This is a genomic window from Corallococcus caeni (assembly GCF_036245865.1).
GTDB classification, from domain to species: domain Bacteria; phylum Myxococcota; class Myxococcia; order Myxococcales; family Myxococcaceae; genus Corallococcus; species Corallococcus caeni.
This window is the reverse complement of the sequence record NZ_BTTW01000004.1, coordinates 131244-150405: the sequence shown is the minus strand read 5'-3', so window position 1 is coordinate 150405 and position 19162 is coordinate 131244. Positions and strand designations below refer to the sequence as shown.

Annotated in this window: 20 protein-coding genes; 6 read left to right on the top strand and 14 right to left on the bottom strand. The window is 70.6% G+C overall.

Features of this window, described 5'->3' with window-relative positions:
• The first annotated feature begins 125 nt into the window (after nt 1–125).
• The 3 genes from AABA78_RS18960 (at nt 126) to AABA78_RS18950 (ending at nt 1916) form a co-directional block, all read left to right on the top strand.
• Complete coding sequence (locus AABA78_RS18960) at nt 126–386, top strand: phosphopantetheine-binding protein (RefSeq protein WP_338264416.1); 261 nt, start codon at nt 126–128, stop codon at nt 384–386.
• Nucleotides 387–480: 94 nt separating this feature from the next.
• Nucleotides 481–1080, top strand: coding sequence for a 2,3-bisphosphoglycerate-dependent phosphoglycerate mutase (locus tag AABA78_RS18955; RefSeq protein ID WP_338264414.1), 600 nt, complete (start codon nt 481–483; stop codon nt 1078–1080).
• Between the two features lie 113 nt (nt 1081–1193).
• Nucleotides 1194–1916 (top strand): proline and serine-rich protein 1 family protein, encoded by a 723-nt coding sequence (locus tag AABA78_RS18950; protein ID WP_338264412.1) that lies wholly within the window; start codon nt 1194–1196, stop codon nt 1914–1916.
• A 10-nt stretch (nt 1917–1926) separates the two neighbouring features.
• Here the strand turns inward: AABA78_RS18950 and AABA78_RS18945 are convergent, their stop codons facing one another.
• Nucleotides 1927–2469, bottom strand: coding sequence for a hypothetical protein (locus tag AABA78_RS18945; RefSeq protein WP_338264410.1), 543 nt, complete (start codon nt 2467–2469; stop codon nt 1927–1929).
• Between the two features lie 130 nt (nt 2470–2599).
• On the opposite strand from AABA78_RS18945, the gene AABA78_RS18940 reads away from it, so the two are divergent.
• Complete coding sequence (locus AABA78_RS18940; protein ID WP_338264409.1) at nt 2600–4069, top strand: right-handed parallel beta-helix repeat-containing protein; 1470 nt, start codon at nt 2600–2602, stop codon at nt 4067–4069.
• Nucleotides 4070–4125: 56 nt separating this feature from the next.
• Here AABA78_RS18940 and AABA78_RS18935 read toward each other — a convergent pair whose 3' ends face one another.
• The 3 genes from AABA78_RS18935 to AABA78_RS18925 all read right to left on the bottom strand — a co-directional run bounded on the left by AABA78_RS18935 (nt 4126) and on the right by AABA78_RS18925 (nt 6705).
• Entirely contained in the window at nt 4126–4563 is a 438-nt protein-coding gene (locus tag AABA78_RS18935; protein WP_338264408.1) for a hypothetical protein, read from the bottom strand.
• 48 nt (nt 4564–4611) lie between these two features.
• Complete coding sequence (locus tag AABA78_RS18930; RefSeq protein ID WP_338264407.1) at nt 4612–5733, bottom strand: cytochrome-c peroxidase; 1122 nt, start codon at nt 5731–5733, stop codon at nt 4612–4614.
• A gap of 198 nt (nt 5734–5931) precedes the next feature.
• Nucleotides 5932–6705: a hypothetical protein gene (locus AABA78_RS18925; protein WP_338264406.1), complete on the bottom strand. Its 774-nt coding sequence runs from the start codon at nt 6703–6705 to the stop codon at nt 5932–5934.
• Nucleotides 6706–6798: 93 nt separating this feature from the next.
• Here AABA78_RS18925 and AABA78_RS18920 point away from each other — a divergent pair, with 93 nt between their 5' ends.
• Nucleotides 6799–7938 carry an acyltransferase family protein gene (locus AABA78_RS18920; RefSeq protein ID WP_338265128.1) on the top strand — a complete coding sequence of 380 codons (1140 nt, stop codon included), beginning with the start codon at nt 6799–6801 and terminating at the stop codon, nt 7936–7938.
• 7 nt (nt 7939–7945) lie between these two features.
• Here AABA78_RS18920 and AABA78_RS18915 read toward each other — a convergent pair whose 3' ends face one another.
• Nucleotides 7946–9130: a tRNA-uridine aminocarboxypropyltransferase gene (locus tag AABA78_RS18915; protein ID WP_338264404.1), complete on the bottom strand. Its 1185-nt coding sequence runs from the start codon at nt 9128–9130 to the stop codon at nt 7946–7948.
• Nucleotides 9131–9248: 118 nt separating this feature from the next.
• On the opposite strand from AABA78_RS18915, the gene AABA78_RS18910 reads away from it, so the two are divergent.
• Nucleotides 9249–9989 carry a 16S rRNA (uracil(1498)-N(3))-methyltransferase gene (locus tag AABA78_RS18910; RefSeq protein WP_338264402.1) on the top strand — a complete coding sequence of 247 codons (741 nt, stop codon included), beginning with the start codon at nt 9249–9251 and terminating at the stop codon, nt 9987–9989.
• Here the strand turns inward: AABA78_RS18910 and AABA78_RS18905 are convergent.
• From AABA78_RS18905 to lon, 9 genes are all read right to left on the bottom strand, one after another.
• Nucleotides 9970–11367: a DUF2914 domain-containing protein gene (locus AABA78_RS18905; protein ID WP_338264400.1), complete on the bottom strand. Its 1398-nt coding sequence runs from the start codon at nt 11365–11367 to the stop codon at nt 9970–9972. The two genes, AABA78_RS18910 and AABA78_RS18905, sit on opposite strands and share 20 nt — an antisense overlap.
• Nucleotides 11368–11455: 88 nt before the next feature.
• Nucleotides 11456–11773, bottom strand: coding sequence for a Grx4 family monothiol glutaredoxin (grxD, locus tag AABA78_RS18900; RefSeq protein ID WP_171420248.1), 318 nt, complete (start codon nt 11771–11773; stop codon nt 11456–11458).
• A gap of 17 nt (nt 11774–11790) precedes the next feature.
• Nucleotides 11791–12048 carry a BolA family protein gene (locus tag AABA78_RS18895; protein ID WP_143909262.1) on the bottom strand — a complete coding sequence of 86 codons (258 nt, stop codon included), beginning with the start codon at nt 12046–12048 and terminating at the stop codon, nt 11791–11793.
• On the bottom strand, nt 12048–12593 hold the full coding sequence (locus tag AABA78_RS18890) for a YqgE/AlgH family protein (RefSeq protein WP_171420247.1): 546 nt from the start codon (nt 12591–12593) through the stop codon (nt 12048–12050). The genes AABA78_RS18895 and AABA78_RS18890 overlap by 1 nt, the downstream gene beginning before the upstream one ends.
• A 60-nt stretch (nt 12594–12653) precedes the next feature.
• Entirely contained in the window at nt 12654–13103 is a 450-nt protein-coding gene (locus tag AABA78_RS18885; RefSeq protein ID WP_171420246.1) for a response regulator, read from the bottom strand.
• A gap of 65 nt (nt 13104–13168) precedes the next feature.
• Nucleotides 13169–13981 (bottom strand): ABC transporter permease subunit, encoded by an 813-nt coding sequence (locus AABA78_RS18880; RefSeq protein WP_338264396.1) that lies wholly within the window; start codon nt 13979–13981, stop codon nt 13169–13171.
• Nucleotides 13978–14862 carry an ABC transporter permease subunit gene (locus AABA78_RS18875; RefSeq protein ID WP_338264394.1) on the bottom strand — a complete coding sequence of 295 codons (885 nt, stop codon included), beginning with the start codon at nt 14860–14862 and terminating at the stop codon, nt 13978–13980. Before AABA78_RS18875 ends, AABA78_RS18880 begins: the two co-directional genes overlap by 4 nt.
• 3 nt (nt 14863–14865) lie before the next feature.
• The gene (locus AABA78_RS18870; RefSeq protein WP_338265126.1) at nt 14866–16527 is read right to left on the bottom strand and encodes a peptide ABC transporter substrate-binding protein; all 1662 of its coding nucleotides are present in this window, start codon (nt 16525–16527) and stop codon (nt 14866–14868) included.
• Between the two features lie 175 nt (nt 16528–16702).
• Complete coding sequence (gene lon / locus AABA78_RS18865; protein WP_171420243.1) at nt 16703–19162, bottom strand: endopeptidase La; 2460 nt, start codon at nt 19160–19162, stop codon at nt 16703–16705.

The following is a 19162-nucleotide window of genomic DNA, read 5'->3' as shown; positions in this document are numbered from 1 at the left end:
CCAGTTCAGCCTGGAGGCGGGGGAAGGACGAAGCCCGCCTGCTTGCCCTGGCGCTGCCAGACTTGACGCGGTAGTTCTATTTTCCTCAATTTACAGGCGTCCAGCCCCACCCTGAGGAGCCCACCGTGAGCACACAGAGCGCCGTCCCCTCGCCCATGGAGTCGCGGCTGGCCGGGTACTGGCAGGAGCTGCTGGGCGTGGACGCCGTGCGGCCGGAGGACCACTTCCTGGAGGTCGGGGGCAACTCGCTGCTGGCCACGATGCTGGCCAACCGCATCGAGGACGACCTGGGCCTCCAGGTGGGCATGGTGGACCTGTTCAACACGCTGAGCGCGGTGGCGGCCGTCTGCGAGCGGCTCCAGCAGGAGACCCAGGCCGCCGGCTGACGCGGCCGGTGCGTGGCCGCAAGACGACGGGCCGGGCGGGTGGACGGGGCTTGCCTCTTTTCCGCCTGCCCCCGGTTGGGCTAGCAGGGGGGCCATGCCCATCCTCGCCCTCGTCCGTCATGGTCAGTCCCTCTGGAACCACGAGAACCGCTTCACCGGCTTCGTGGACGTGCCCCTCACCGAGCAGGGCCGCAGCGAAGCCCGCAAGGCCGCGGACGCCCTCAAGGGCCTGAAGTTCGACGTCGCGTACACCTCCGCCCTCAGCCGCGCGCAGGAGACGCTCGCCATCCTGCTGGACACGCTGGGCCAGCGCCCGCCCGTCATCCGCGACGCGGCCCTCAACGAGCGCCACTACGGCGACCTGCAGGGCCTCAACAAGGCGGACGCCGCCAAGGAGTTCGGCGAGAAGCAGGTCCACATCTGGCGCCGCTCCTTCGACGTGCCGCCCCCCAACGGCGAGTCCCTGGAGATGACCGCGAAGCGCGTGCTGCCCTTCTTCGACCGCGCCATCGCGGGCGACCTGCGCCAGGGCAAGAACGTGCTCGTCGTGGCGCACGGCAACTCCAACCGCTCGCTGGTGATGCGCCTGGACAAGCTGTCCGGAGAGACCGTGGTGGGCCTGGAGCTCGCCACCGGCGTGCCGCTCGTCTACGAGATTGGCGCCGAAGGCCAGGTCGTCTCCAAGCGCGGCTGACGCTTCGCGGCGGCAGGCGGGGCCTTCATGGGGAAGATGCGAGGGGGCTTGAATGAGCGCCCCTCTGTCCCGTCAGATGGGACGAAGCACGAACACCCCCAAGGATGCACACCATGAAGGCCCTGACCCTCGCCGTCGTCCTGCTCTCCTCCGCCGCCGCCCTGGCCCAGACCACGCCGCGCGCGGAGGAATCGGTCAACGCCGCCGGTACCTCCGAGTTCCGCCGCGCACCGCCCCCGGGCCACGGCACGCCCCGCCCGATGCCCCAGCCGCAGCCGATGCCGCCCCCGCCGCCCGCGCGCAACCTGGCCGTCGTCGACCGTGATCAGGTGGAGCGCCGCATCGACCGGCTGGAGAACGCGCTGCGCGACGCGATGTCCCGGACCAAGGACGCCAAGGGCCGCGAGAGCATCCGCGCCGCCATGGAGCAGTTGGACAAGCTGAGCGAGTACGTGGACGAGGCCGCGCCCTACGGCACGGGCCTGCCGCCCCCGGTGGTCAACCAGCCGGCGCCGATGCCGCCCCCGCCGCCGGTGGTGCGCCCCATCGCGGACGCGCAGTTCCGCGGCATCACCCAGGCGATGCTCCGCGAGGCCTTCCCGCGCGAGAAGCTGCGCATCCTGTCGCAGGTGGCGCCGAACGAGAACTTCCTCGTGACGCACATCATGTCCATGCTGGGGCAGTTCTCCTTCTCCAACGACAAGCTGGAGGTGGTGCGCCTGATGCGGCCCACGCTGCTGGATCCGCAGAACGGCTACCAGCTGTACCAGGCGTTCCCCTTCTCCAGCGACAAGGAGAAGCTCCAGGAGATCCTCGAGGGCGGCGGGCGCTACTAGCCCTCCGGCATCACTTGGAGAGCGCGGACCAGATGGTCCGCGCCTCCGGCGAGTCCGCGTTGGCATGGACGCTGGCCACCACCCGTCCCTGCGCGTCCAGCGCCAGGACGTAGGGGGTGTCGCTGGTATCAATCCCCAGCGCCTTGGCCATGCCGCCGTTCTTGTCCAGCCAGGTGTCCTTCCAGTAGGTCTGGGGCACCTGGCCCTTCGCCTTGCCCCGCGCGGAGCCCTCGCTGACGAAGAACGGCAGCTTGAGGGTGATGATCGACTGGCGGTGCACCGAGTCCTCCATGTGCTTGTCCGCCGCGTCGAACCACCCGCGCATCTTGTCGCCCGCGTCCTTGTCGGTGATGACGACCAGCAGCGTGGGGCGCCCCTTCAGCTCCTTGCTCGCGTGACTGCCGGACGTCAGGTCGCGCGCGGAGAACTCCGGCAGCGGCTGGCCCCGCGAAGGCAGCGCGAACGCGCCCGGGGCAATGAGCAGCCCCAGGGCCAGCGCTGCCACCCCGAGCGTGGAACGTCCCCACCGCGAGTCCTTGGGTTGGCGAGTCATGCAAGGACAGGTGTCCACGCGAATGCCGGTTCCCTATCAGCCGGGATGCCTGCGCACGGCAGGCTGCCTGCCCTGCGTTGGAATCCGGTAGCGTCAGGCCCCCCCTTCTCTCTCGCTCCGGGAGTCCCCCTTGAAAACCGTTTCCCTCGCTCTGCTCCTGCTGCCGCTGACGGGCGGCGCGGCCGTGAAGAGCGTCTCCACCGTGGCCGAACTCCAGACCGCGCTTTCGTCCGCGAAGGCCGGCGACGAGATTGTCCTGGAGGACGGGACGTACACCGTGAACGCGAACCTGAGCTGCACGGCGGAGGGCACGCAGGCCGCGCCCATCACCGTACGCGCGAAGAACCGCCACGCGGCCATCGTGCGCTTCAACGCGCTGGAGGGCTTCAAGGTGTCCGGCCGCTACTGGACCTTCGACGGGCTCACCGTGGAGGGCATCTGCGCGAACGACGAGAGCTGTGAGCACGCCTTCCACGTCACCGGCCACGCGGAGAACTTCGTCCTGCGCAACAGCCGCGTGCGCGACTTCAACGCGCAGCTCAAGGTGAACGCGGCGCAGAACGGCAGCGGCGTCTGGGAGATGCCCCACCGCGGCCTCATCGAGAACAACGAACTCTACGACACGCACGTGCGCACGACGGGCACGCCCGTCACCAAGCTGAACATCGACACGGGCGACGACTGGGTGGTCCGCGACAACGAACTGCACGACTTCGGCAAGCAGGGCAGCATCTCCTACGGCGCCTTCATGAAGAGCGGCGGCAAGCGGGGCCTCTTCGAGCGCAACCGCGTCCTCTGCGCGAAGGACCAGCCCGCCGGGAGTGACACGCGCATCGGCCTGTCCTTTGGCGGAGGCGGGACGGGGAATGCGTACTGCGCGCCGGCCTTCGACCCCACCGTGCCGTGCTCGCCGGAGCACACGGACGGAATCATCCGCAACAACATCGTGGCGAACTGCTCGGACGCCGCCGTGTACCTGAACAAGGCCGCGAACACGCGAGTGCTGTTCAACACGTTCATGAACAACGGGCTGGGCGTGGACTTCCGCTACGCCGCTTCCACCGGCCAGGCCACCGGCAACGTGATGTCGAGCGTCGTCCGCAACCGCGACAGCGCCACCGGCACCTTCAGCGCGAACCGGACGGGCGTGACGAGCAGCGAGTGGGCGGCCTGGTACGTGGCGCCGGCCAAGGGGGACCTGACGCTCAAGGGCGACGTGTCGTCGCTCATCGGCGCTGCCCCGCGCAACGCCCTGGTGCCGGAGGACTTCTGCGTGCGCGCCCGCCCCGCCTCGGCCACGCTGGGCGCCCTGGAGCACTCGCTGGGCAACTGCGCGGCGGGCACCGGTGGCGGCACGGACGGAGGCACCAGCGGCGGCACGGACGCGGGCACCAGCGTGGACGCGGGCACGGGCGGAGGCACGGACGCGGGCACCAGCATGGACGCGGGCACGGGCGGCATCATCCCGGACGCCGGCACGGGGCCCGAGGAGGATCCGCGGGACGACGATGACGGCGGTTGCAGCGCGAGCCCCGGCCTGCTGCCCGCGCTCCTCGCCCTGCTCGCGCCGCTGGCCCTGCGCCGTCGCGCGCGGCGCTGACGGGGAGCCTCACGAGGCGGCTGGAGGCCCCAGCCGCTTCGCTGCCCGCACGCGCTTCAGAACGCGGTGGAGACGAACAGGCCCGGGCGGATGGCCAGGATGCCGCCCGCCACGAGCGCCAGCGACACCAACGTGCCCACCAGCACGGGCACGTAGCCGGGCACGGGGCGCGGCCCGCCGGACGCGGTGGCCTCGCCGCTGGACTTCAGGCGCCGCCGGGTGGCGCCCAGGGGACCCTGGATGGCTCCCACCGCGAGCACCATCATCACCATGTGCCCGATGAGCGCCGGGTAGTACCCGCGCGTCACCAGCACCGCGATGCCCACGAGCACCTGCAGCTGCAGCAGGCCGGAGTAGGACGCGCCGATGATGCGCCCCACCTTGTCGAACGGGCGCTTCGTGGCGACGGCGAACGCGAAGAACGCGAGCGCGATGACGCCGGACAGCAGCACCAGGTAGCGAAGGCCCGAGTGGAGATGGAAGAAGAAGGTCATGGGCGCGAGGGTTTAGCACCCGCCGGGCGGGGCGCGACGTTTCCGAAGCTACGACGGGTCCGGCTTGGGCGTGCGCTTCGTGCTGGGGGGCAGGGGCGGCGCGGAGATGCGCTCGGCGGGGGGCAGCTCCCCGGTGAGGCTCTTGAGGAAGGCCACCAGGTCGTCCACCTCGCCGTCCTTCAGCGTGCGGCCCAGCTGGTAGCGGCCCATCAGGCGCACCATGCTGGGCAGGTCCTTCACGCTGCCGTCGTGCAGGTACGGCCCGGTCATCTCCACGTTGCGCAGCGTGGGCACGCGGAAGTAGCCCCGGTCGTCCTCGTTCTTCGTCGCGTCGAAGCGGCCCGCGTCGGTGAGCGCCGGATACGCCTCCACCAGCCCCAGCTTCTGGAACGACGCGCCGCCCACCGCCGGGCCGTTGTGGCACGTGGTGCAGCCGGTGGTGACGAAGGCCTCCAGGCCGCGCTGCTCCTGCGCGCTCAAGGCCGAGTGCTCGCCCGCGAGGAAGCGGTCGAAGCGCGACGGCGTGGTGAGCGTCCGCTCGAAGGCGGCCAGCGCCCGGGCCGCGTTCGCCAGCGTGACGGGCCTGCCGCCCTTGGGGAAGGCGGCGCGGAAGCGGGTGGCGTACTCGGGCATGGAGGACAGCGTGGCCTCGACGCGCTTCGCGTCCGGCATGGCCATCTCCACCGGGTTCATCATCGGCCCTTCCGCCTGGGCCTCCAGCGTGGCGGCGCGGCCGTCCCAGAACTGCGCGATGTGGTGGGCGGCGTTGTAGACGGTGGGCGAGTTGCGCGTGCCCTTCTGCCCCTTGTGCCCGTCCGACAGCGCCTTGTTGTCCACGCCGAAGGTGGTGAGGCCGTGGCAGCTGTTGCAGGACACGTCGTGGTTCTTCGACAGCCGGGGCTCGTGGAAGAGCATGCGCCCCAGGGCCACCTGCGCCTCGGTGTCCGTGGGCAGCGGCGCCTGGGTGCGAGGCGCCTGGAAGAAGTGTGCCGCCAGCTTCGCCACCGCGTCGGCGTCCGGCGCCGAGGGCTTCGCGGCCGGGGCCTGTGCCGTCACGGGAGCGGGCGCGGCAGGCGCTGCGTCCGGAGCCGTGCCGGTGGAGCGCTCACAGCCCGCGAGCGCGCCCAGCGCCGACAGGGTGAACCCGAGGAGCAGTCGATTTCGCGTCATGAGCAAGGCCTCCCGTCAGCGGCACGGCACGGGGCGCACCGTACCAGCGGTCCAGACGGCTGGCGTCGAGACGGAACGTCGCACCCACCTCCCCGGCTTTCCCATGCCATCAGTCCGGCAGCGCCCGTCCGGACAGCGGCCCGGCGGGCGCGGGACGGGGAAGTGCGGAACAATCCCGGCGCCGCTACCCCTTCTTCTTCAAGGGCCCGGCGGCGTGCCGGGAACGCGGAGCGGCGCATCCGCCTGGAAGCGGGGCGCCACGGAGGACGGATGCGGGACGACGACGCGGGCGGCAAGGGGCGGGAGGTGGACGTGCTCGTCTGCCGCAAGTGCCTGACCAAGAGCGCCCGGAGTGGCGGACAGGACCTGCCGCGCTGGCTCCAGGGGGAGCTCGCCGAGCGGGGCCTCGCCGGGCAGGTGCGCGTCACGCCCACGGGCTGCATGAACCAGTGCCCGCGCCGGCAGGTCACCGTGCTCGTCTCCGACACCGATGATCCCGAAGGCCGCATGCTGCTGGTGGAGCCCCGGTCGCAGCGCGAACTGCTCCTGAAGTTCGTGGAGCGCCGCGCGCGTCCGGACGCGCCCGCCGCTACGCCCGGCGGCGACGCTCCGGGGCGGGGGCAGGAGCACCTCGGTGATGAACCGGTCCACGAGGAACGCGGCCAGTAGCCCCGTGGCGGTGCCGGCGGTGTCCCACGCCAGGTCCTTCACGGAGAAGACGCTGCCGCGAGCGCGGTCGTAGACCTCCTTGCCCAGCCCCACGCCCAATCCCAGCCCCACTCCGGTGAGCGCCCGCGCACCCGTCGAATCGAAGAGGACGGCGCCCGCGCCGTAGCCCACGCCCGTGGCGGCGGCACACGCCGCGAAGTGTCTGGGCTTGTCGCGGCCAAACCAGTCATCGCCGGACTCGGCGCGGGAGGAGGCCGGGATGGCGAGGAGCGCGAGGGCGGCGAGCGCGGCGCGAAGGGACATGCATCCATCCTGTAGCATTCCCCGCACGAGGACGGGACCTGGGCTGAGAGTGAAATCCGGGGGTGTCTCCACGCCTGCCGACCCCCACGGTTGGTGCGTTTTGGAGACGGGGCCCGCGGGTGGGCTTATGCTCGACTGGCTTTGAAAGGCTTCGGTCCCTCGCTCAGCTTCCGGCAGGCCCGTCACCCCGCGCTCGATGGCGCGCGGGGGTTGGCCGTGCTCGCCATGGTGATGGGTCACACGCTGGACGCGCTGCTGGCGCCCGCCTTCCGGGACCATCCGTGGGTCCAGGAGTACTGGAAGCTGCGGGGCATCACCGCGCCGCTGTTCCTGCTGGTGAGCGGCTGGGCGGTGGTGATGGCGCTGGGCACGAAGCCGGGCGCCGCGAAGGACTCCTTCGGCCGCCGGTTCCGCCGCGCGCTGTTGCTGTTGTTCCTGGGCTACCTGTTGCACTGGCCGGGCTGGGGCGCGGTGCGCGAGCTGGGCTTCTCCGACGCCATGCTGCGCAAGGTCTTCCAGTTCGACGCGCTCCAGTGCATCGGCGCGTCGCTGATGCTGGGCGCGATGGCGCTGGTCGTGACGCCGCACCGGGGCGCGCGGGCGCTGCTGCTGGGCGGGCTGGCGGTGGGCATCCCCCTGGCGAGCGCCGGGATGTGGCACGCGGGCGAGCACCTGCCGGTGCCGCTGCAGCAGTTCATCGGCAACGGGGAGGGCAGCCGCTTCCCGTTCTTCCCCTGGGCGGGCTTCTTCTTCGCGGGCGCGTTCGCCGCGCACGTCCTGCACCTCTTGAAGCCGGGCCTGGCGCAGGGCTTCGCGCTGCTCGCGCTGGGCGGAGCGCTGCTGGCGCTCACCCGCTGGCTGCCCATCGAGTGGACGCCCACCAGCCCCACGATGGTGATGTACCGCGTGGCGCAGGGCCTGATGGTGCTGGGCGCCGTGAACCTGCTGCCGCAGCGGCTGAGCGGCATGCTGGCGCCGCTGGGACGGCTGTCGTTGTGGATCTACGTGCTGCACCTGCCGGTGGTGTACGGCTGGGCGGACATCGCGGGCCTCGCGCAGCGCATCGGTCCCCGGCTGGGCATGGCGGCGGCGCTGGGCGTGTCCGTGGCGCTGCTGGTGGGCTGCTACCTCATCGCCCGCTTCGGGCGCTGGGTGCGCGAGCAGGCCCGCCCCTGGCGCGCGGGTTCCACGACGCTGGGCGCCAGCGTCGGCACCGCGCGCCTGGGCCAGTAGCGGGCCTTCAGCCCTCGGAGCCCGTCTTTGGCAGCTTCGCGGGAGGCTCGGTCGCGTTCCCGCGGGCCACCAGCTCGCGCGCCACGGACTCCAGCGCGCTGATGCGGCGGCCCGCGCGGCCCCGGGCCCACGCCGCCACCGCTGGCGCCTTGAGCAGCTCCACGGCCTGCTCCACGCCGCCCGCCTTGCCCTTGAGCGCCCGCGCCGTGGCGAGCCGCACGTTGCGCGCGGACCGGCGCGCGAGGCCGCCATTCCACAGCAGGTCCAGGGCGAAGGTGGTCCACACCGTCAGCTCGTCGTCCGGACGCAGGAACGCCTCGAAGCGGGCCAGCGCCGCCGCGCGCGGCTCACCGGCGCGCAGCTCCTCCTCCGACAGCTCGACGTGCAGGGTCGTGCTGTGCGCCAGCGGCAGCTCCGGCGCGATGACCGCCTCGAAGCGCTCGCCCGTGGTGAGGCGGACCGCCACCAGGTGCACCAGCTCCGGCGGGATGCCCGCCTCCAGCGCGTGCGCGTTGGCCTCCGCGTAGAAGAGGACCAGCCGGTCCGCGGCGTCCGCCAGCGAGCGCAGCTCCAGCGGCGGGCGCCACTCGCCCTTGTAGAGCCGGCGCCGGTTCGGCCCCGTGCGCGTCTCCTGCCGCTCCAGCTGCGTGTCCACCATGTACTCGAACGCGCCCAGCATGCGGTCGAAGTAGTCCGGCTTGCCCTCCAGCTGGCCCAGGATCTCCGCCACCGCCTCGATGGTGGAGACGCAGTGGTCCGCCGGCTCCGCGCGGATGCGGTAGTTGCTCGGGCGGCGCGGCACGAAGCCGATGCGCGGCAGCGCCGCGAGCACCGGGTTGCGCATCACCACCTTCTTCGCCTGCGGCCAGGTGCCGTCCACGACGATGAGCGTCTCCGGCGGGTTCGCCTGGGCCTCCTCCACGGAGATGGCGTCCTCGCCCGGGAAGAGGACCGCGACGCGCTCGGGGTTCTTCGCCAGCTCCTCCAGCCGCGCGTGGCCGGTGAAGTCCACGCCCCGGTGCAGCTCCGAGTTGGGCAGCGACAGGTGCGCCATGCGCGCCGTGCCGATGGCCACGCGCCGCTCCCGGGGATGCTGGAGGAACACCACGCGCGTGCGCGTCTGGAGCTGGGGGACGTGCGCGCAGTAGCACGCGCTTTCAGGACGCAGACACTTGATGCAGAAGGTACGCACGCCCGGCCCTTTATCACGGCCCCGCCCCTGGAGTTCGGAGCCGCCGGAGCCAGGGCACCCTCACACGAAGGGACGCCCCCTCCCCTGCCCGCCCGGGAACGGCTACATGGAGGGGACCGTGAACCTGCTCCTGCTCTTCGACGAGGACTTCCAGCCGGACGGCACCGCCCGGCTCACCGGCCGCCGCGCCCAGCACGCCCGCGAGGTCCTCAAGGCCGAACCCGGCGAATCCCTGCGCGTGGGCCGCCTGAACGGCCTCACCGGCACGGGCGAGGTGCTGGAGAACGCCCCCGGCCTGCTCCACCTGCGCGTCGAGCTGACGGACCCGCCGCCACCCCGGGCCGGCGTGGACCTGCTGCTGGCCATCCCCCGCCCCAAGGCGCTCAAGAAGGTGCTGCCCGCCGTGGCGTCCCTCGGCGTGGACCGCGTGGTGCTGGTGAACGCGGCCCGCGTGGAGAAGAGCTACTTCGACTCCAAGGTCCTCAACGAGGCCTTCGTCCGCGAGTTGCTCCTCCAGGGACTGGAGCAGGCCCGCGACACGCGCATGCCGGAGGTGCTGATCCGCGAGCGCTTCCGCCCCTTCGTTGAAGACGAACTGGACGCTGTCTTCGGCCCAGAGCCGCTGCGCCTGCTCCCCCACCCGCCCGCCAGCCTCTCCCTCCAGGCCCGGGAAATCACGCGCGCCACGCGGGTGGTGCTCGCCATTGGCCCGGACGGAGGCTGGGTGCCCTTCGAGGCCCAGCTGCTGGAAGCCCACGGCTTCCTGCCCTTCTCGCTGGGCCCCCGCATCCTGCGCGTGGAGACGGCGGTGCCGGTGCTGCTGGGTCAGGTGACGCTGCTCAAGGCACCGGCGCCGTAGCCGCCGCGGGCGCCGCCGTCGGCGCGGGAGGCCGGCTCTTCTGCCACGCCTCCAGCGTGATGGGCTTGATGGTCCCGAACACGGACACGTCCACCTTCTGCTTGCGCTCCTCGATGGGCCGCGTGTCCGGCGTGACGGTGAAGTTCAAGCGGTTGATTTCGTGCCCGTCCTCCGTCTCCACCACGACGCGCCAGTCGCCTGGCTTGGGCGGGGTGCCCGGCTTCGCGTAGTAGCGGAAGCCACCCTCGGAGCCATTGGCGCTCACCGAGGCCAGGTGGCCCTTGCCCAACGCCGTCCAGCCCTTCTCCGGATGGTCGTAGAACCACCGCACGCGCACGCGGTAGGGCTCGAAGCCCTTGGGCGCGAAGATGCGGAAGAAGTACATGGGCTCCTCACCGTCGCGAGCCATGAAGTCCTGGTCGCCGTGGTGGAACGCCGTCCAGACCTTCCACCAGGGGTGCTCCTCCGACGTCAGGTGATACACGCCCGAGGTGCCATAGACGTTCTGGGGGACCTTCTCCACCGCGTGGTAGATGCCGCTGTACTGCACCGCCAGGGGCACCGGCGGAATCACGCCCAGGAAGTAGCACCCGAGCAGCAGCGCCTGCGCGCCGAAGCCGGGCACCGCCACCGTGCGCAGCAGCGCCTTCTCATCCGGGCGCCACCGCTTGAGCACGCGCAAGAGCCCGTACACGCTCCCGCATCCCAGCACGACGGACAGCGTGAAGATCCACCACCCCACCCGTCCAAAGAGCACCGGCAGCAGCGACGCGAAGTACAGCGTCACGCACAGGCTGAAGAGGGCCACGCGGATGACCGGACCCAATTGACGGAAGCGCGGCAGCTCGTTCGCCACCAGCAGTGAGAACATGCCCCCGAGGAACACCAGCGGCGTGAAGCCCGACGAGCTCTTGAAGAGGAACAGCGTGAACGCGCTCAAGAGGCTGCCCAGGAAGAAGTGCAGCGCGTCCTCGCGGAAGCGCCACACCTTCATCAGCAGCTTCGGCGGCTCCACCCCTTCCGGGTAGCGCTGCTCCAGCACCAGCAGTCCCGCGAGGATGGCCAGGTAGGCGAAGTTCTGCACCTCCGTGAGCGCGTCGTCGATGGGGCTCAGCGTGAGGACGTCGTAGAGGAAGCCCGCGAAGAAGAAGAGGGCCATCTCCTGCTTCTCGTACTTCGCGCGGAAGGCCTGCACGCGGTCCACCAGCGTGGGCAGCTTCTCCGTGCTGACGAGGTCGTCCGGATCCGCGACGGCGCCACCCGGCGTGGCCACCGCGACGTTCGCCCCGGGCGGCAGGGGTCCTCCCGCCACCGGACTGCCGGGCACTTCGGTGGACGCGTCCTGCGGCTTCGAATCAGGCGGTGTGACGGTGAGCACGGCGGCGAGACCCCTCTTGGCGACCGCCGCCCAGTCTACGCGGGGGACAGGGCCCGGGTCTTCCCCCCGGGCCGTCCCACCCTGGCGCCTACTTGCCGCCGGCGGCGACCAGGTCCTGCAGCTCGCCGCGCTCGGCCAGCTCCATCAGGATGTCGGAGCCGCCCACGAACTTCCCGTGGATGTAGACCTGCGGAATCGTGGGCCAGTTGGAGTAGTCCTTGATGCCCTGGCGCACGTTGGGGTCCGCCAGCACGTCCACCGTGTGCACCGGGCCCAGCGGCTGGAGCAGCTGGAGGGCGCGCGCGGAGAAGCCGCACTGGGGGAACAGGGCGTTGCCCTTCATGAAGAGGACGATGGGGTGCGACTTCACCGTCTCGTCGAAGTGGGCCTTGAGGGTCGGATCCATGAGTCGTTGCTCCTTCTTCAGCGGGGCCCGAGCTTCTTCCACTGCTCGGGCGAATAGGTCTTGAGCGCCAGCGCGTGCAGCTCGCCGGACTTCAGCCACGGCTGCAGCGGCGCGTACACCAGTTGGTGCTGCTCCACCATCGTCTTGCCGGTGAAGGCGGGAGAGACCACGCGCGCCTCGAAGTGGTCCCCCGTCCCTGTCGTGTCGTTCAACTCCACCTCCGAGCCCGGCAGGGCGTCGAGGAGGTAACGGCGAAGCGTCTCGGCGTCGAGCATCAGTTCATCCCCTTTCCCATCACCAACATGGCAGGGTCCACACCCAGCCCACGCAGGGTGGCATCCCACAACTTGGCCGGGTCCTGCCCCAGCACCGCGTCCGCGGTGGCGTCGGCGTACAGCCACGAGCCCGCGGCGATTTCGTTCTCCAGCTGCTTGGGGCCCCAGCCCGCGTACCCCAGGCAGAAGCGCACGCGCGGGTTGGTCCGCTGCAGCAGGGGGCCCAGCGCGTCCAGCGTGACGCTCAGGTAGAGGCCGGGCAGGACGGGGTGCTTCTCCGGGACGGACTCGTCGTCATGCAGGACGAAGCCCCGCTGGGGCTCCACCGGGCCGCCCACGAACACCGGCTGCGACACGCGGTCGGTCGAGATGTCCATCGACTGACCGCGCGCCAGCTCACCGAGCGTCAGGGGCGCTCCCCGGTTCACGACGAGCCCCATGGAGCCCGTCTCCCCGTGTTCGATCATCAGGATGACCGACCGGTAGAAGTTCGGGTCTCCAAGCTGGGGCATGGCCAGCAGGAAGCCTGAGGCGAGGTTCTTCACGTCAGGGAGCATCAACCGTCCGGCGGGGGTGTGCAACCGGAACCCGCTCCCCTGCTGGCCTCAGTGCCAGCTCTGGTGCTTGGACTTCAACGCCTTGGCCAGCTTCTCCGGATCCAACGGCTTGCCGATGAAGAGGTCCGCGCCCAGGCCCTTGCACTTGCGCGCGGTGGCCGCGTCGCTCATGGCGCTGACGCCGATGAGCACCGCCTGCGGGAACTTCTCACGCAGCTTGGACATGAGCGTGGTGCCGCTGCGGCCCGGCAGGAACACGTCCACGATGGCGGCGTCCATGCGCTTGTTGCGCACGGCGAACTCCGCCTCTTCCGCGCTGCCCACGGGCATCGCGTCGTAGCCCCAGCCGCTCACCAGCTCCACCAGCAGCTCGCGGTGCGCGGCGTCGTCTTCCACCACCAGCACCGAACCCCGGACGGTCTCCTTGCGCAGACCGTCGTCACGCGGACGCTCATCACGGGCAGGCGAGAGGGGGATTTCTTCCGTCGGGAGGGACATGGTGTTCACCTGAGGGCAAAGGGTTTCCGTTCGAGTGAAACCTTTGTCCCAATGTGCGGCATTCCTCACACTTCGCGACGACGACCTCCCCCCAAGGCCTGTGAAGCGAGCGAGGCGCCAAGCACCAGCAGGACGAGCAGGCCCCAGGCGGGAATGACGACGCGCCCCCCGCCCTCGTAGATGAGCGCGGCGTAGGACGTGCCCAGGTAGCGGCCCAGGGACATGGGCTCCATGCGGGCGATTCCGAAGAAGCTCACCGTGGACTCGGTGAGGATGGCGTTCGGCAGGCGGCTCAGGAACACGGCCAGCACGAACGGGCGCAGCATGGGCCACAGGTGCACGCGCAGGACGTGCACCCCGCCACCGCCCAACGCCCGCGCGGCGGCCACGTACTCCTGGCCCTCCAGCGTGGCCAGGCGGTCGCGGAACATGCGCGCGGGGCCGGCCCAGCCCACCAGGGCCAGCGACGTCACCATCAAGCCGAAGGGCCCCAGGCCGCGGGTCATGCCCGCGTCCAGGAGGGACTGGCCCGCGAGTTGGAGCACCATCACCACGAGCACGTCCGGCAGCGCGAACACGGCATCCACGGCGCGCAGGAGCACCTGCTCCGTCACGCCGCCCGACAGCCGCGCGAGCGCCGCGACCGCGAGCCCCAGCACGGTGGACAGCGCACCGGCCGCGAGCCCCACGGCCAGGGACACCCAGAGGCCACCGAAGGCCAGCTCGCACACGCTGCGGTCGGGGCGGTTCAGGTCCCAGCCCAGCGGACAGGTGTTCGAGAGGGTTTCCGGGAAGAGGCGTCCGGCCACGAGGCTCAAGCCGCCCAGCCCCACCATGAGGACCAGTCCCACCCAGGCGCGCACGGGGACGCGGTTCAAGCGCGGGCCTCCCGGGCGCGCGGATCCGCGAGCATGCGCAGGAGCTCCACGGTGAGGCTCACGACGACGAGCACGGTGGCGAAGGTGGTGGTGGACACGACGACGACGGCGACCTGCTTGTTGAGCACGGCGAGCACGTAGAGCTGGCCGAAGTACGGCAGGCCGAAGACGCGCTCCGCGGCGAACGAGCCCGCGAGCAGCGCGGTGGCGACGGGCGTGACGGCGTCCAGGAGCGCGGGCCACACGTTGGGGAGGACGTGGCGGCGCAGCACGGTGCCGGGGTCCAGCCCCTTGCTGAGCGCGGTGCGCACGTAGTCGCGGGACAGCTCGGTCTCCAGGGCATCCCCCACGAGCGTGCCCAGGAAGGTCCCGGGCCAGATGGCGATGACGACCGCCGCGCAGAGCTCCGGCAGCAGGTGTCCGCGCTCCACCACGGCGGGGGCCAGGAGCAGCGCGGGGATGAACACCGGCGTCCCGAACGCGATGGCGGGCAGCACGTCACCGAACACGGCGAAGCGTCCCCGCCGCCACCGGGTGCGAAGGAGCGCGAAGCCCACGGCCCAGGCAAGGGCCAGGGGAAGCGCGACCAGGCCCACGCCCACGCTGCCGGAGAGCTTCTGGAGGAGCTCATCGCCGGTGATGCCCTGAGCGCTGGTGCCCAGCCGCTCCCCGGCGAACAGCTTCTGCCACGGCCGCAGGAACCCGAGCGGCTCACCGATGCCCAGGTCGCGCCGGTACGAAGCCGCCAGCTCCGGAGACACCTGCCGCTTGGTGTCGCTCTCCGTGGTGAGCGGCAGCGCGGCCATGAGGAAGTACGAGGCCACCGCCACCACCGGCACGAGCACGAGCTGCCGCACGAGGCGCGTCGCGATGAGGCGCATGCGCTAGGGCCCCTGCCCTTCCGCGCGCGCCGTGGTCGTCCCAGCCGGTCCCAGCCGCAATGCGCGCAGCGCGAGGAAGTTGAATGGATCCACGTCCAGTCCGTGCAGCCGGGCCCGCGCCCGGAAGTAGCGGTCCGGGTGGTACAGCGGCGCGATGACGGCCTGCTCGCCCACCAGCACCTCCTGGGCCTTCGCGTACAACTCGCGCGCGTGCACCGGATCCGGGTCGCCGTCCGCCTCCTCCAGCAGCTGCTCGAAGCGGCGCATCGGCTCCCCCCCGGCCTGCGTCTCCCAGCCCGTCTGGTGGTTGCCCTGGCGCTCGAACAGCGTGAAGAACGTGTTCGGGTGTGCGTAGTCCGCGCCCAGCCGCCGCAGCTGGAGGTCATACGCGCGCGGCCCCTGCGGCGTCCTGCGCGCCACCTCCGCGGAGAAGTCCGAGCGCGAGTCCACCACCACCGTCACGCCCACCCGCGCGAGCTGCACCGCGATGCGCTCCGCCAGCGCCTCTTCCGGCACGAACGAATCCCCCGCCTTCACCACCAGCCGCAGCGGCCGGTCCAGCCCCGTCGCACCCGCCAGCTCCGCCTTCGCCCGCTCCGGCTCGTAGCGCGGCAGCCGCGCGGCCTGCTCGGGCGAGGCCGCGTCTGGCAGCTCCGGCGGCAGCAGCACGTTCGTCGCGCGCGCCGCCGGTAACAGCCCCGCGAGCAGCGCCTCCCGATCCAGCGCACGCGCCAGCGCCCGGCGCACCTCCGGCCGGTCCAACGGCGGACGCTCCGTGTTGAAGGCCAGGAAGTACGTGGACAACAGCGGCTCGCGCTTCAGGTCCGCGGCCCGCATCCCGCGCAGCGCCGCCGCGCTGTCCACGAACACGAAGTCCACGCGGCCCCGCTCATACAGCGCCGGGCCGATCTCCGACTTCATCAGCGTCAGCACCGGCGCCGGAGTCTCCCCCGGCCCCATCGGCGGCGGGAACGCGCTGCGCGGGTTGTAGACCAGCCGCACGCGCTCCCCCGCGCGGTCCCAACGCTCGACGCGATAAGGCCCCACCGCCAGCGGACGACCGTCACGGGGCCGGTCGAAGTAGTCGCGCACCGCCTCGTCCGACTTGCCCTCCAGGTCCGCCGAAGGCGCGGGAAAGAACAGGTACACGTTCGCGAGCCGCGCCAGGAAGTAGCTGCGAGGCCGCGCCAGCGTCACCCGCAGCGTCCGCGCATCCACCGCCTCCACGCCCACGCGCGACAGCGCGGCCTTCACCTCCGCGTCCGGCGCCGCGCGCTCCAGCAGCGCGAGCACCTCCTCCGCGCCCTGGAGGTCCGCCATCTCACCGCGCTCGCGGCCCAGCAGGGCCCGGTGCCACCCGAAGATGAAGTCGCGCGCCGTGACGGGAGACCCGTCCGACCACGTCACGTCCGGCCGCAGGTGGAAGGTGTAGACCTCGTGCCCGGCCGCGTCCGCCTCGCGCTCCCACCGCTCCGCCAGGCCGGCCTGCACCGAGTGGTCCGCCCCCAGCGTGGTGAGCCCCTTCTGCGTGGCCAGCATCACCGGGTAGTTCACCCAGCTCTGCGGATCCGAATGGCTCCAGTCGAGCGTGGTGGGCATCGCGGGCACCACCACCTTCACGCCCGGCTCGGGCTGGAAGCCGCACGGCCCGCAGGCCGCGGCCATCACCAGCACCAGGGAGTAGGACAGGATTCGCGCGCGGGGAGCCACCTCCCGCGTTCTACCCCGACCGGCCCCGGAAAAGAGAGAAGCCAGGAGACCGGCGACTCCTGGTCGGCCGGCATCCTGGCTTCGTCACCACTCATCCCAGGCCCCCTTGAGGGGGCTGGGACTCAAGGCCTCAGGAGGCCGGCGCGGAAGGCGTGGACACCGCCTCCGTCACGGACAGCCCCGTCTTCAGGTTGTCCCCGGCGCCCTTGCGGCCGAACTCCTCCGGCTTCTCCAGCAGCAGCGCCTCACGCAGCACGTCGTCCACGAACTCCACCGGGACGATGCGCAGCGCCTTGCGGATCTTCAGCGGGATGTCCTTCAGGTCCTTCTTGTTCGCCTTCGGGATGAGGACCGTCTTGATGCCCGCGCGGTGCGCCGCCAGCGTCTTCTCCTTCAGGCCACCGATGGGCAGCACGCGGCCGCGCAGCGTGATTTCACCCGTCATCGCCACGTCCCTGCGGACCGGCACGCGCGTGAGCGCGCTCACCAGCGCCGTGGCCATGGTGACGCCCGCGGACGGACCGTCCTTGGGGATGGCGCCCTCCGGCAGGTGGACGTGGATGTCGTAGTTCTCGAACACCTTGCGGTCGATGCCGAAGCGCTCCGCGCGGCTGCGCACGTAGGACATGGCCGCCTGGGCGGACTCCTGCATCACCTCACCCAGCTTGCCGGTGATGATGAGCTTGCCCTTGCCCGGCATGGACGTGGCTTCCGTGGTGAGGATCTCACCGCCCAGCTCCGTCCACGCGAGGCCCGTGACGATGCCCACCTGGTCCTCGCGCTCCGCCACGCCGTAGCGGAAGCGGGGCGTGCCCAGGAACTTCATCGCCTGCTTGCGGTCCACCTCGATGAGGTCCCGCTTGCCGTTCTTCAGCACGTCGCGGGCGATCTTGCGGAACACGCCGCCAATCTCACGCTCCAGCGAACGCACACCCGACTCGCGCGTGTAGCGGTGCACGATGGTCTTCAGCGCGTCGTTGGTGATGTCGATCTTCAGGTCCGCGAGGCCGTTGGCCTCCTGCTCCTTCGGGATCAGGTAGCGCCGCGCGATGGAGAGCTTCTCCGGCTCGGTGTACCCCGCGATGCGAATCACCTCCATGCGGTCCTGCAGCGGACCGGGGATGTTGTGCATCGTGTTCGCGGTGCAGATGAACATCACCTTGGACAGGTCGTAGTCGAGGTCCAGGTAGTGGTCGTTGAAGTTGTGGTTCTGCTCCGGGTCCAGCACCTCCAGCAGCGCCGCGCTCGGGTCGCCACGGAAGTCCGTGGACATCTTGTCGATCTCGTCCAGGAGGAACACGGGGTTGTTGCTGCCCGCCTTCTTCAGGGACTGGATGAGCTTGCCCGGCATCGCGCCGATGTACGTGCGGCGGTGGCCGCGGATCTCCGCCTCGTCACGCACGCCGCCCAAGGACAGGCGCACGAACTTGCGGCCCGTGGCCCGAGCGATGCTGCGCGCCAGCGACGTCTTGCCCACGCCCGGAGGCCCGACGAAGCACAGCACGGGGCCCTTGAGCTTCTTCACCAGCTGCTGCACGGCGAGGTACTCAAGGATGCGCTCCTTCGGCTTCTTCAAGCCGTAGTGGTCCTCGTTAAGCACCCGCTCCGCTTCGGTGACGTCCAGCCGGTCCTGGGTCTCGTCGTACCAGGGCAGGCTGATGATCCAGTCGATGTAGTTGCGGACGACCGTGGCCTCGGCGCTCATCGGGCTCATCATCCGGAGCTTCTTCAGCTCCTTCTTGACCTTGAGCGTGGCCTCCTTGCTCATCCGCTTGTTCTTCAGCTTCTCTTCAATCTCCTGGATCTCGTTCTTGAACTCGTCGCGCTCACCCAGTTCCTTCTGAATGGCCTGCATCTGCTCATTCAGGTAGTACTCCTTCTGGGTCTTCTCCATCTGCTTCTTGACGCGCGTGCGGATCTTCTTCTCCACCTGGAGGATCTCGATCTCGCCCTGCATCAGCTCGTAGAGCTTCTCCAGGCGCTTGGCCGGGGACTCCGTCTCGAGCAGCGCCTGCTTGTCGTTCAGCTTCAGCGACAGGTGCGCGACGATGGTGTCCGCCAGGCGCGCCGGGTCGTCGATGCTGGCGACCTGCATCAGCATCTCCGGCGGGATGCGCTTGTTGAGCTTCACGAAGGCTTCGAAGACGGAGTGGACGGAGCGCACCAGCGCCTCCAGCTCCACGCTCTTCTCCAGCTGCTCTTCGACTTCATCCACCTCGACCATGAAGAACGAGTCGTTGGGGTGGAACTTCTTCACCTTGGCGCGGCGCACGCCCTCCACCAGGACCTTCATCGTGCCGTCGGGCAGCGGGAGGAGCTGGATGAGGTGGCCGATGGTGCCGAAGTGGAAGATGTCGTCGGGCGAGGGGTCGTTCGTCTTGGCCTTCTTCTGGGCGGCCAGCAGGATGACCGCCTTGTCATCCGGCCCCTTGTGGGCCATCGCGTCCTTCAGGGCCGCGATGGACTTCTCCCGGCCGACGAACAGCGGAACCACCATGTGCGGGAACACGATGATGTCCCGAAGGGGCAAGAGCGGGATGGTGAGTCCCCGCTTCTGGGCTTCCTTCTTGTCGTCACGTCCGAAGAACAT

Bases quoted from the DNA above. Each gene is read 5' to 3' on its own strand.
- AABA78_RS18955 (WP_338264414.1), top strand. From the start codon at position 481: ATGCCCATCCTCGCCCTCGTCCGTCATGGTCAGTCCCTCTGGAACCAC.
- AABA78_RS18950 (WP_338264412.1), top strand. From the start codon at position 1,194: ATGAAGGCCCTGACCCTCGCCGTCGTCCTGCTCTCCTCCGCCGCCGCC.
- AABA78_RS18945 (WP_338264410.1), bottom strand. From the start codon at position 2,469: ATGACTCGCCAACCCAAGGACTCGCGGTGGGGACGTTCCACGCTCGGG.
- AABA78_RS18935 (WP_338264408.1), bottom strand. From the start codon at position 4,563: ATGACCTTCTTCTTCCATCTCCACTCGGGCCTTCGCTACCTGGTGCTG.
- AABA78_RS18930 (WP_338264407.1), bottom strand. From the start codon at position 5,733: ATGACGCGAAATCGACTGCTCCTCGGGTTCACCCTGTCGGCGCTGGGC.
- AABA78_RS18925 (WP_338264406.1), bottom strand. From the start codon at position 6,705: ATGTCCCTTCGCGCCGCGCTCGCCGCCCTCGCGCTCCTCGCCATCCCG.
- grxD (WP_171420248.1), bottom strand. From the start codon at position 11,773: ATGGATCCGACCCTCAAGGCCCACTTCGACGAGACGGTGAAGTCGCAC.
- AABA78_RS18895 (WP_143909262.1), bottom strand. From the start codon at position 12,048: ATGCTCGACGCCGAGACGCTTCGCCGTTACCTCCTCGACGCCCTGCCG.
- AABA78_RS18885 (WP_171420246.1), bottom strand. From the start codon at position 13,103: ATGTCCCTCCCGACGGAAGAAATCCCCCTCTCGCCTGCCCGTGATGAG.
- AABA78_RS18875 (WP_338264394.1), bottom strand. From the start codon at position 14,862: ATGCGCCTCATCGCGACGCGCCTCGTGCGGCAGCTCGTGCTCGTGCCG.
- AABA78_RS18870 (WP_338265126.1), bottom strand. From the start codon at position 16,527: ATGGCCGCGGCCTGCGGGCCGTGCGGCTTCCAGCCCGAGCCGGGCGTG.
- lon (WP_171420243.1), bottom strand. From the start codon at position 19,162: ATGTTCTTCGGACGTGACGACAAGAAGGAAGCCCAGAAGCGGGGACTC.